Raw genomic sequence first — 11,503 nt, 5'->3', positions numbered from 1 at the left:
ATGAACGAAACAGCCGCGCGCGCAAGTGACGAACAGGTTCTGGTCCGGCCCTCACGCGAGGGCGATGTCGAGGCGATGCTGGCGATTTACCGCCATCACGTCCGCAACGGCGTGCCGCGCGACGTCGAGGGAACCGGCGCGCCCGAGCCGGACGATCTGCGCGACCGCCGCAAGAACCTTAAGCAGACCCGCCTGCCGCATCTGGTCGCGACGTTTCGCGGGGAGGTCGTGGGCTATGCCTATGCCGTGCAGTTCCGCAAGCGGCCGGCCTATCGCTACACCGCCAAGCATTCCATCTACGTTCATCACGAGCATCTCGGCCGCGGGATCGGACGGCTGCTGCTCCAGGGCTTGATCGACGCCTGCGCGGCGACGGGCTTCCGCCAGATGATCGGTTATATCGATGCCGACAACGCGCCCTCGCTGGCGCTGCACGAAAAGTTCGGTTTCGCGCGCGCCGGCCTGCTCTGCGGCGTCGCCTATCGCCACGGCCGCTGGTCCGACACCGTGATGGTACAGCGGTCGCTCGGCGCAGGCACGACGGCAGCCCCGCCCGTCACGACGCCTGGCCGGTAAGGTTCACGATGGAAAGTCAGCCGCTCTGACCTGGATGCGGTCGGCATGCAGTGACCAATGATGCAAGGCTTGATCCTTGCAAAACTTCGCCTTGGCCCGTTCTCTGGCTTCGTTCTCGTCGGAGGCGTCAATTTCGAGCGTGCCCTGGCACACCTCGATCTGCCGGCCGTACTGACCGAGCACGTCCTTCATGAACTTGACGACATAGGTTGACATGGGACCTCCTGCCTGCCCGGCGGCACTCTAATCCCATTTAGGCCGCACGGGGGAAGGAGATTTTGACGCGGATCAAACTCGAGCAAGCGATTGCGGAACCAGCCGGCCGGGGCTAAAGGCGAAAATGCCGGCAGCAAGCCACGAGGATTTGCTTTGCACTTTGTCTCCGATACAGAAGTCACGAAAGTTCTGACCTTTCCGATCCTCATTGCGGCTCTGGAAGCGGCGCATCGCCGTCCGAAGATGGAGGTGCTGGACGCTTTTCTGGGAGACGAGAAAGGGCAGTACGTCATTCGCAGCGCCGTCGATCCCGGCCGCTACATGGCGAGCAAGATGTTCACCAGCTTCCCGGCCAATCTGGCGGGAGGCAAGATGCCGGCGGTGCAAGCCGTGTGCGTGCTGTTCGACGGCACCGACGGAAAACCGCTCGCGGCAATGGACGGGACCGAGATCACACATTGGCGCACCGCGGCCGATTCCGCGCTGGGCACGAAATTGCTTGCGTCGCCCGGCGCCGAGACCCTGCTTTGCGTCGGCGCCGGTGAGATGTCCGAGTGGCTGATCCGGGGCCATCGCGCCGTGCGGCCCTCGCTACAACGTGTGCTGATCTGGAATCGGAGCGCCGAGCGGGCGGCCAATCTCGCGGAGCGACTGACAAGGGAAGGCGTGAAGGCGGAGACGATCACGGACCTCGACGCGGCAACGCGAGAGGCCGATATCATCACCACCTGCACCCGCGCGCATCATCCGTTGATCAAAGGCCGCAACCTGCGGCCCGGCACGCATCTCGACCTCGTCGGCGGCTACACGCCACAAACGCGGGAGGCCGACGACGAGGCGGCAAAGCTGTCGCGCGTCTTCGTGGACCGTCGGGAATCCGCCTTTCACGGTGTCGGCGACATCCTGCAGCCGATCGCCAGCGGCGCAATCAGCGACAAGGATGTCCTCGGAGACCTCTACGACCTCGCCGGCGGCCGCGTGCAGGGGCGGACATCACCTTCAGACATCACGTTCTTCAAGAACGCGGGCGGCGGCCATCTTGACCTCATGACCTGCGAAGCCGTGTTCCAGCAGCTCGGCGCAAAGCTGGGGTAGACGCCCTATCCCGCCGTCGCGCCAGTGAAGGGGGATGAGCGAGGGCTGGCGAAGCAAGCTGACATCAAGCATCACGCCGTGATGTCGAGCAGCGACTCTGTCGTTTCCGCGTAGGCTTGAATGACCTTCGCATTGGCAATGAAGCTGTACTTCGCGGTGGCCAGCTGAACGAATTCACCAGCGAGATCGACATTCGGCGCTGCGACCAGGCCGTCCTGGTTTGCGAACGGAGAGCTCGGGTCGGACTGGGATGTGAAGCTCGGCAAGACCGCCGACACGGTCGCAACCGTACCGCCCGCGGTCGCGCCGCTCGATTGGGCAACCTGATCCACTCGCAACGGCACATAGGCCGGGGGAAAAGCCGGGCCAATGCTCGAACCGGCCGCACTCGCTGCAGGATCCGATCCGCCTGCCGAAGGCAGCGGGCCGTTCGTGCGAACATTGGCGATGTTGCTCGCCGCCACGTTCACGCGCAAGCTCGCCGCAGAAAGTCCAGATGTCGCAATCGAGAATACGTTCATGGACTTTCAAGTACAGCACAAGCGATACGCGTTCACTTATGCCATCAGTAAAATCCGCCGCTTTCTGTTCTGATCCTCGTAACCAACGGTCGGAGCACGAACAAACCTGGCGGGCCCCTACCCCGGCGTCACGCCGAATGCCTGCTTGAAGCGCTCCGCATAGCGCGGCCAGACTTCGGGATTGATGATGCGCGGCGGGCGCTTGCCGTCGAGCGTCTCCAGCACCTGCTCGGCGGCGATGCGACCCATGTTCTGACGCGCCTCGATGGTCACCCCCGCGGTATGGGGGCTCGCCAGCACGTTGTCGAGCTGGAGCAGCGGATGCTCCGGCGGCGGCGGCTCCTTGGACCAGACGTCGAGGCCGGCACCCGCAATGCGCTTGTCGCGCAACGCCTGGAGCAGCGCGTCCTCATCATGGATGAAGCCGCGCGCCGTGGTGACGAAATAGGCATGCGGCTGCATCAGCCCGAATTCGCGCACGCTGATCATGTTGCGGCTGCCCTTGTTGAGCGGGCACGAGATCGAGACGAAATCGGACCGGCGCAGCAGCTCGTCGAGCTCGACCTTCTCCCCGCCCCGCTCCGCCATGACCTCGGCCGACAGATAGGGATCATAGGCCAGCACCTTCATCCCGAGCAGGCCCTTGCACAGCGCGGCGATGCGCCGGCCGACATTGCCGAGCCCGATGATGCCGACGGTCTTGTGTTCGACCTCGTTGCCGACGAGCTCGTTGCGGTTGACGTCGCGCTCGCGGCGCAGGCGGCGGTCGGACTGGATGATGCGCTTTGACAGCGTCAGCATCATCGCCAGCGCATGCTCGGCGACCGAATGGGCGTTGCCGCCGGACTGGTTGACCACCACGACGCCCGCGTCCGTGCAGGCCTCGACGTCAACAGGATCGAAGCCCGCGCCATTGCTGGAGACGAGCAGCAAGTTCGGCGTGCGCTTCAGGAAGGCGGCATCGACATGGAAATGCGGCGCCAGTTCATCGCGGGCCGCGCCGACCTGGTAGACATGGGCGGCGCTGAGGATGGGCGCATAGAAATCCTCGGGGCTTTCGTTCTCGATGCGATCGAGCCGGACGTCGGGCCGCGCCTTCAGGATGTCGATATAGATCGGATTGGCCAGGTATTTGACGTAGAAGACGCGCTTGTTGTTGACGGACATCAGGACCCTTCCGGCTCGCTCGCGAGGGATATCGGCAAGGCCAGCGCGACACGCGCTCCTTCGTGCTTCCTCCCGCTTTTCGTTGCCGCCTATATGACATGGCGACGCCGGCCACGGCAGGCCGTCTGGCGCAGATCACGGTGCCGGCCCGGACATGTTGACAATCCCGCCCGCCGCGTCAAGTTCGGCGGACCGCCGCGACGGCCAGAACGATGGCCAAGACCAAGAAGCATGCGCGGCGCAAGGGAGAACGCAATGGCGATTGCGGAGCAGAAGACCTCGCCCCAGGCGGCACAGGGGGCCGGCGAGAGCAGCTGGCACGGCATCGTCCTGCAAACCCTGAAGCGGAACGAGATCAGCCTCATCCCCTACGTTCCCGACCGCGTGCTGACGCCGCTGATCAAGAATCTGCACGCCGACCCCTTCTTCACCACCTTTGCCGCCGCGCGCGAGGAGGAAGCGGTCGGCATCGTCTCCGGGGCCTGGATGGGCGGACGGCGCGGCGCGGTGCTGATGCAGACCTCCGGCTTTGCGACGCTCGCCAACGTGCTGGCCTCGCTCGCGGTGCCCTACCAGATCCCGCTGATCATGTTCGTCTCCGAGCGCGGCACGCTCGGAGAGTTCAACTACGGCCAGTCGCTGGTCTGCCGCACCATGCGTCCGGTGCTGGATTCGCTGGCGCTGGAGCACCACACCATCACCCGGCTCGACGAGCTCGAATTCATCGCCGACCGCTCGATCAAGCAGGCTGTCACCACGCAGGCGCCGGTGGCGCTGATCCTCAATCCGCTGCTCACCGGCGGCAAGGTCTTCGACAAGTGAGCGCCGCCATGAACACCCGCAACACCAAGGTGATGAACCGCTTTGATGTGACCTCGCGCCTGATCGCCAGGCTCAAGCACGAGGAAGCCGTGATCGGCGGCATCGGCAACACCAATTTCGATCTCTGGGCCGCCGGCCACCGCCCGCAGAATTTCTACATGCTGGGCAGCATGGGGCTCGCCTTTCCGATCGCGCTCGGCGTGGCGCTGGCGCAGCCCGACCGGCACGTCGTCGCGCTGGAAGGCGACGGCTCGCTGCTGATGCAGCTCGGCGCGCTCTCGACGATTGCGGCCTTGAGGCCGAAGAACCTCACGATGATCGTGATGGACAACGGCATCTACCAAATCACCGGCGCGCAGCCGACGCCGGCAGCGAACGTCGCCGACATCGTCGCCATCGCGCTCGGCTCGGGCCTCGCCAAGAGCGCCTGGGCCGCGGACGAGGAGGATTTCGAGCGGCTGGTGGAGGCGGCCATGTCGGCTGACGAGCCGAGCCTGATCGCGGTCCGCATCGACGACAAGCCCGGCGTCGGCACCACCCGCAGGGACCCCGTACAAATCCGGGAGCGCTTCATGCACGGGCTCGGTGTCCGCGAGCCCCTTTAACATTTTGTCATTAACTAACCGACCTCGCGACAGCCCCGCCAAATCCGTGCTAAGCGGTCTGGATGTCCATTTTCATTCGTTCCTTTGCCTGGCTGCTCGCAGCCGCCGTCACCTTCGCAACCCTCGGCCCGCCGGGCCTGCGGCCCCATTCCGACCTCGGTCAGGATGGCGAGCATGCGCTCGCCTTCATCCTGGTGGGGCTGGCCTTCGGCATCGCCTATCGGCGGCGACGCCTGCTGACCACTGCGGTTGCGGTCGTCCTGATCGGCGTGCTCGAACTGATGCAATTTTGGGCACCCGGACGCCATGCGCGGTTGGAGGATTTTCTGGTCGATGCCTCCACTGCTTGCGTCGGCTTTGCGCTCGCGGCCGCTGCCGATTGGGCCATAAGCTGGCTTCGCGCAAATTCGGCCCTGACGAGCGAAGGCCCCGCGGAGTGACACGCCGCAGGGCCAACTTCTCAGCGCTTAGGCTAGCGCAGATCAGTCGATGATCTTGACCACGCGGCGCGTGCGCGGCTCGACGATCACGCGGCGGTCGTTCACGACCGCATAGCGGTACTCGGTGTAGTTCGGCACCGGGCGCAGCACCACCCTCGGAGGCAGGGGTTCGCCGACCACGACGCGCTCCTCTACGACAACCGATTCACTGCGCGGGATTCCACCCAGGATCGCATTCGGAATTTCGAGACCGGCGCCAACGGCCGCACCGACGGTGCCGCCGACCATCGCGCCGATAGGACCGCCAATGTCGCCGCCCGCGCGCGCGCCGTCCCTGGCGCCCTGTTCGGTCGTCGACTGGGCAAAGGCTGCGCTCGACGCCAGCAGCGAGGCGGCAGCCAACGAAATCGCAAGACGGGTTTTCATGTCCTTAAGTCTCCAGTGGTTGTTATGCGCCATCAACCGCGGGGCCGAAGCATTGTTCCGGTTCCCCTGCGGCCAAAGACGCGCCAATCCAGAGACTGTTACGCGGTAACAGATCAGACCGCGGCGATCTCGTGCCCTGCCATCAGTTCCAGCGCACGCACCATTGCGGAATGATCCCAGGCCTTGCCGCCATGCGCCGTGCAGGACGAGAACAACTGCTGCGCCACCGCCGTGCTCGGCAGCGAGAGGCCGAGCGCACGCGCGCCTTCGAGCGCCAGATTCAGATCCTTCTGGTGCAGCTCGATGCGGAAGCCCGGATCGAAATTGCGCTTCACCATGCGCTCGCCATGGACCTCCAGAATCCGCGACGATGCGAACCCGCCCATCAGCGCCTTGCGCACCAGTGCAGGGTTCGCCCCGGCCTTGGATGCAAATAGCAGCGCTTCGCTCACGGCTTCGATCGTCAGCGCGACGATGATCTGGTTGGCGACCTTCGTGGTCTGACCGTCGCCATTGGCGCCGACATGCGTGATGTTCTTGCCCATTTTGTCGAAGACCGGCTTCATGGTGCCGAAGGCGCGCTCGGGCCCGCCGACCATGATGGTGAGGCTCGCAGCTTTTGCGCCGACCTCCCCGCCCGACACCGGCGCGTCGAGATAATCGGCGCCCAGCGCCTCGATCTCCTTTGCGAACTCCTTGGTCGCCAGCGGCGAGATCGAGCTCATGTCGACGACGATCTTGCCCTTTGAAATGCCGCTCGCGACGCCATCCTTGCCGAACAGCACCGCTTCCACATGCGGCGTATCCGGCACCATGATGATGACCGCATCCGCCTCCTCGGCAACTTCCTTGGCCGACTTGCAGGCGATTCCGCCGGCGGCGATCAGCTCGGGTGCGACAGGCGAAACGTCGTGCAGGAGTACGCGATAGCCCGCGTCAAGGAGATGGCCGGCCATCGGCCGTCCCATGGTGCCAACTCCGATGAAGCCGATGTCAATCATGTCTTGTTTCCTCAGGTCTCGAACGTCTGTGCCGCGTGCCACGAGAGCCCTTCGAGCGTCGTGGTGCGCGGCTTGTATTCGCAGCCGACCCAGCCGCGATAGCCGATCGCGTCGAGGTGGCGGAACAGGAAGGGATAGTTGATCTCGCCGGTGCCTGGCTCGTGGCGGCCGGGATTGTCGGCAAGCTGCACGTGCGCAATCTGCGGGAGATATTCCTGCATGGTGCGGGCGAGATCACCCTCCATGATCTGCATGTGATAGATGTCGTACTGGACGAACAAATTGCTCGACCGCACCTCGGAGATGAGCTGGACCGCCTGCTCGGTGCCATCGAGGTAGAAGCCAGGAATGTCCAGCGTGTTGATCGGCTCGACCAGCAGCTTGATGTTTTCCCGCGCCAGCGTCGAGGCCGCGAAGCGCAGATTGCCGACCAGTGTCTCCTGAAGCTCGCGCGGATCGGCACCGCTGGGCGCGATGCCGACGAGGCAGTTGAGCTGCTCGCAATCGAGCGCCTTGGCGTAGTCGATGGCGCGGAACACGCCGTCGCGGAATTCGCTGGTGCGATCGGGCAGGATGGCGATGCCGCGCTCGCCTGCCGCCCAGTTGCCGGCCGGCAAATTGTGCAGCACTTGTGTCAGTCCGTGAGCCTCCAACTGCTCGCGCAGCTGCGCCTTGTCGAAGTCATAGGGAAACAGATACTCGACCCCGGAGAAACCCGCCGCCTTCGCAGCAGCAAAGCGATCGAGAAACGGCATCTCGTTGAAGAGCATGGTGAGGTTGGCGGCGAATTTCGGCATGATGCTCTCCCCTATTCCGCCGGCTGCAGCACGCCGGCCCGCTTGGTCCCGACCTCGTCGAGCGGCAGGTCCAGCACCTCCTCGAACTCGACGATGTTGTCGATCTCCGTGCCCATCGCGATGTTTGTGACGCGTTCGAGGATGAATTCGACCACCACAGGCACACGGTGCTTGGCCATCAATTCGCGCGCGGTCGCGAACGCCGCCTGCGTGTCCTTCGGGTCCGTGACGCGGATCGCCTTGCAGCCGAGGCCTTCGGCGACCGTCACATGGTCGACGCCGTACACGCCGATCTCGGGCGCGTTGATGTTCTCGAAGGAGAGCTGGACGTGATAGTCCATGTCGAAGCCGCGCTGGGCCTGGCGGATCAGGCCCAGATAGGAATTGTTCACGACGACGTGGATGTAGGGCAGATTGAATTGCGCACCGACTGCGAGCTCCTCGATCAGGAACTGGAAGTCGTAGTCGCCCGAGAGCGCGACGATCTCGCGATCCGGGCATGCGGCGCGCACGCCGAGCGCCGCCGGCAACGTCCAGCCGAGCGGTCCCGCCTGGCCGGCATTGATCCAGTTGCGCGGCTTGTAGACGCCGAGGAACTGCGCGCCGGCGATCTGCGACAGGCCGATCACGGTGACATAGGTGGTGTCGCGGCCGAACGCCTTGTTCATTTCCTCGTAGACGCGCTGCGGCTTGATCGGGACGTTGTCGAAATGGCTCTTGCGCAGCATCGTCTTCTTGCGGTCACGGCAGGACGCGGGCCACGCCTGGCGCTCGCGGAGCCTGCCCGACCGGCGCCACTCCCTGCCGACGGTGACGAAGAGCTCGAGCGCCGCCTTCGCGTCAGAGACGATGCCGAGATCGGGATTGAACACACGCCCGATCTGGGTCGGCTCGATGTCCACGTGGACGAACTTGCGGCCCTTGGTATAGGTCTCGACCGAGCCGGTGTGGCGGTTGGCCCAGCGATTGCCGATGCCGAGCACGAAATCGGATTCCAGCAGCGTCGCGTTGCCGTAGCGGTGACTGGTCTGGAGCCCGACCATGCCGGCCATCAGCACATGGTCGTCGGGGATCGCGCCCCACCCCATCAGCGTCGGCACCACAGGCACGTTGGCGATCTCGGCGAATTCGACCAGCAGGTCCGACGCATCGGCGTTGATGATGCCGCCGCCCGCGACGATCAGCGGACGCTCGGCCGCGTTGAGCATCTCCAGCGCCTTCTCGATCTGCTTGCGCGTTGCGGCAGGCTTGTAGACCGGCAGCGGCTCGTAGGTCTCGTCGTCGAACTCGATCTCTGCGAGCTGCACGTCGAGCGGCATGTCGATCAGCACCGGCCCCGGCCGGCCCGAGCGCATCACGTGAAAAGCCTGGCTGAACACGCGCGGGACCAGCGCCGGCTCGCGCACCATCACCGCCCACTTGGTCACGGGCTTTGCGATCGACTCGATGTCGACGGCCTGAAAATCCTCCTTGTAGAGCCGTGCCCGCGGCGCCTGCCCGGTGATGCAGAGGATCGGAATGGAATCGGCGATCGCCGAGTAAAGCCCGGTGATCATGTCGGTGCCGGCCGGCCCTGACGTGCCGATGCAGACACCGATATTTCCGGCCTTCGCCCGCGTATAACCTTCGGCCATGTGCGAGGCGCCCTCGACATGGCGCGCCAGGATGTGGCGGACCGAGCCGCGCTTCTTCAGCGCCGAGTAAAGCGGATTGATCGCGGCCCCGGGAACCCCGAAGGCAGTCGAGATGCCTTCCTTCTCCAGAATTCGCACGGCAGCATCGACGGCTCGCATCTTCGCCATATCGGACCTCGCTTGAGTTGCGTCAGCGAGCGAGATCATCCGGTCTGCACGGTGCGATCTCAACGAGATCGATTTTATTTTCCACGATGCGGCAGCCGCGGAAAAATCGTGGCGGTCTCAGTCGGTTAGATCGAGATACACGTGAAAGCAGATCACTCGAACAGTGGCGCCAGCTCCATCTGCGGCACCAGCACGAGGCCTTTGTCGGTGATGCGAATTTCCGGAATGACCGATAGCGGAATCAAATTGAAGCCCATGTAGGGAATGGTGCAACCGGCCTCCGTCCATTCGGTCTTGAGCGCCTTGACCTCTTCGGCCACCTCCGTGACGCGCTTGTCGGAGAGCAGCCCCGCGATCGGCAGCGGAACCAGCGCCCTCACCTGACCGTCCGCGACGACGCATACGCCGCCCTGGTGGTCCTTGATCGCAGCGATAGCCACGCGCATATCCGGCTCGTTGGTTCCGGCGACGATGATGTTGTGGCTGTCATGCCCCACACTGGACGCGACCGCTCCGCGCTTCAGGCCAAAATCCTTGAGCAGGCCATGGGCAACATTGCCCGCGGTTTTGCCGTGACGCTCGACGACCGTGACGAAGCACAGGCCGTAGCGCGCGAACAGCGACGGCCAATCCCCGACGGGCTCGACCGCAACCTTCTCGTGGATCAGCGTGATGCCGGGCAACGCGGTCTTGATCGCGTTGACGGTGCAGGCTTTCACCGGCAGCTCCGGCGTCAACTTCATCGCCTCCGGCAGCTTGACCGTCGCATAGGCCGTCCTGGGATATTGGTATCGCTGCGACAGCGCCTGATCGAGACGCGGCGTGATCTTGCCGTGCTCGACCACGAGTTCGCCGCCATACCAGGTGCATTGCGGCTTGAGCTGATCGTCCATCAGCACGAGATCGGCGCGGCGGCCGCCACCGAGTCCGCCGATATCGCCCTCCATGCCGAAGCGTGTCGCGCCATGCAGCGAGCCCATCGACCAGGCCTGTTCCGGTGACATCCCCGCCTTCACGGCTTCCCTCACCACCCAGTCCAGGCCGAACAGCAGCAGGTCGTCGGCATCGCGGTCGTCCGTGCACACGGCGGTGCGCTTGTGCGAGGCCCCGAGCTCGGTGACCGTCCGGATCGCCTGCGGCAGCGAATGCCAGGGCGTGGTCGGCGGACCGCCGCGCAGGAAGACCCAGACGCCGGCGTCGAGCAGATCGTCGGCAATGTCGCGGTCGATCGCCTCATGGGTGTCGGTGACGCCGGACGCCGCATAGGCGGCGACGAATTCGCGGCCGTAGACGTGACCGGACACCGGCCGTCCCCGCTTCAGCGCTGCCGCCAGGATGGCGTGGCTGCGCTCGTCGCCCATGGTGACGGGGACAAAGTCCATCTTCTCGCCGAGCGCCACCGCTTCCGGCCAGCGGTCGAACAGGCCCGCGATCTTGTCCGGCGTGAGGTCGCCGCCCGCGGTTTCCAGTTCCGCCGACGTCGCCGGCACCGTGCTCGGCACCGTCAGGAAGATCGAGAGCGGCGCCTGCCGCGCGTCCTCCAGCATCGCCTCGACGCCGGCGACATCCATGACGTTGCCGATCTCGTGGCTGTCGCAGAAGATCGTGGTGGTGCCGTTCAGCAGCGCGGCTTCCGCGTAGGCACAGGCCGTCACCATCGAGGATTCGATGTGGATGTGCGGATCGACCAGCCCCGGCGCAATGATGCCGCCTGCCGCGTCATAGAGCGACACGCCGCTCCAGATCTTCTTCGCCATGCCTGATGGCTTCACCGCGGCGATGCGGCCGCCGGCAATCCAGACCTCGCGGTTCGCGTGGATGCGCTCCGAATAGGTCGATAGTACTCGTGCCCCCGTGACGACGAGATCCGGTGCGACGCGCGCCGAGGCAACATCGGCAAGGCGCCGCGTCATGCTGTGCAGCGGCGCGACGGCGAAGCGGGTAAGTTTGGTCATCGGGACCCTCGCGTGACGTTACGTCCGAGCGATGGTTACGCCCTGTGTCCAGCCGGGCAAGCTCAAATATAACGGCACGC

13 protein-coding genes are annotated in these 11,503 nt (G+C 64.9%); 5 read left to right on the top strand and 8 right to left on the bottom strand.

What is annotated here, in order from left to right:
- On the top strand, nt 1–576 hold the full coding sequence (locus tag HAP40_RS13725) for a GNAT family N-acetyltransferase (RefSeq protein ID WP_166817291.1): 576 nt from the start codon (nt 1–3) through the stop codon (nt 574–576).
- A 3-nt stretch (nt 577–579) separates the two neighbouring features.
- On the opposite strand, the gene HAP40_RS13720 is transcribed toward HAP40_RS13725, so the two are convergent.
- Nucleotides 580–792, bottom strand: coding sequence for a hypothetical protein (locus tag HAP40_RS13720; protein WP_166817292.1), 213 nt, complete (start codon nt 790–792; stop codon nt 580–582).
- A gap of 153 nt (nt 793–945) precedes the next feature.
- Between HAP40_RS13720 and HAP40_RS13715 the strand changes: the two genes are divergently transcribed.
- Nucleotides 946–1,887: an ornithine cyclodeaminase family protein gene (locus HAP40_RS13715; protein WP_166817293.1), complete on the top strand. Its 942-nt coding sequence runs from the start codon at nt 946–948 to the stop codon at nt 1,885–1,887.
- A 71-nt stretch (nt 1,888–1,958) separates the two neighbouring features.
- On the opposite strand, the gene HAP40_RS13710 is transcribed toward HAP40_RS13715, so the two are convergent.
- Nucleotides 1,959–2,408 (bottom strand): flagellar basal body rod protein FlgC, encoded by a 450-nt coding sequence (locus tag HAP40_RS13710; RefSeq protein ID WP_166817294.1) that lies wholly within the window; start codon nt 2,406–2,408, stop codon nt 1,959–1,961.
- Between the two features lie 117 nt (nt 2,409–2,525).
- On the bottom strand, nt 2,526–3,575 hold the full coding sequence (locus HAP40_RS13705; protein WP_166817295.1) for a hydroxyacid dehydrogenase: 1,050 nt from the start codon (nt 3,573–3,575) through the stop codon (nt 2,526–2,528).
- A gap of 255 nt (nt 3,576–3,830) precedes the next feature.
- Here HAP40_RS13705 and HAP40_RS13700 point away from each other — a divergent pair, with 255 nt between their 5' ends.
- The 3 genes from HAP40_RS13700 (at nt 3,831) to HAP40_RS13690 (ending at nt 5,442) form a co-directional block, all read left to right on the top strand.
- Nucleotides 3,831–4,397 (top strand): thiamine pyrophosphate-binding protein, encoded by a 567-nt coding sequence (locus HAP40_RS13700; RefSeq protein WP_166817296.1) that lies wholly within the window; start codon nt 3,831–3,833, stop codon nt 4,395–4,397.
- A gap of 8 nt (nt 4,398–4,405) precedes the next feature.
- Nucleotides 4,406–5,002: a thiamine pyrophosphate-dependent enzyme gene (locus tag HAP40_RS13695; protein ID WP_166817297.1), complete on the top strand. Its 597-nt coding sequence runs from the start codon at nt 4,406–4,408 to the stop codon at nt 5,000–5,002.
- Between the two features lie 62 nt (nt 5,003–5,064).
- On the top strand, nt 5,065–5,442 hold the full coding sequence (locus HAP40_RS13690) for a VanZ family protein (RefSeq protein ID WP_166817298.1): 378 nt from the start codon (nt 5,065–5,067) through the stop codon (nt 5,440–5,442).
- Nucleotides 5,443–5,484: 42 nt separating this feature from the next.
- On the opposite strand, the gene HAP40_RS13685 is transcribed toward HAP40_RS13690, so the two are convergent.
- The 5 genes from HAP40_RS13685 to HAP40_RS13665 all read right to left on the bottom strand — a co-directional run bounded on the left by HAP40_RS13685 (nt 5,485) and on the right by HAP40_RS13665 (nt 11,423).
- Nucleotides 5,485–5,868, bottom strand: a complete 384-nt coding sequence (locus HAP40_RS13685) for a DUF1236 domain-containing protein (RefSeq protein ID WP_166817299.1) — start codon at nt 5,866–5,868, stop codon at nt 5,485–5,487.
- A 113-nt stretch (nt 5,869–5,981) separates the two neighbouring features.
- Complete coding sequence (locus HAP40_RS13680; protein WP_166817300.1) at nt 5,982–6,869, bottom strand: 2-hydroxy-3-oxopropionate reductase; 888 nt, start codon at nt 6,867–6,869, stop codon at nt 5,982–5,984.
- Between the two features lie 11 nt (nt 6,870–6,880).
- Nucleotides 6,881–7,666 carry a hydroxypyruvate isomerase gene (gene hyi, locus HAP40_RS13675; RefSeq protein ID WP_166817301.1) on the bottom strand — a complete coding sequence of 262 codons (786 nt, stop codon included), beginning with the start codon at nt 7,664–7,666 and terminating at the stop codon, nt 6,881–6,883.
- 11 nt (nt 7,667–7,677) lie between these two features.
- Nucleotides 7,678–9,468 carry a glyoxylate carboligase gene (gcl, locus tag HAP40_RS13670; RefSeq protein WP_166817302.1) on the bottom strand — a complete coding sequence of 597 codons (1,791 nt, stop codon included), beginning with the start codon at nt 9,466–9,468 and terminating at the stop codon, nt 7,678–7,680.
- 152 nt (nt 9,469–9,620) lie between these two features.
- Nucleotides 9,621–11,423, bottom strand: coding sequence for an adenine deaminase C-terminal domain-containing protein (locus tag HAP40_RS13665; protein ID WP_166817303.1), 1,803 nt, complete (start codon nt 11,421–11,423; stop codon nt 9,621–9,623).
- Nucleotides 11,424–11,503 lie beyond the last annotated feature (80 nt).

Source organism: Bradyrhizobium sp. 1(2017) (assembly GCF_011602485.2).
Taxonomy (GTDB): Bacteria; Pseudomonadota; Alphaproteobacteria; order Rhizobiales; family Xanthobacteraceae; genus Bradyrhizobium.
The sequence above is the reverse complement of the archived record's forward strand: the minus strand, read 5'-3'. Positions and strand labels throughout refer to the sequence as shown.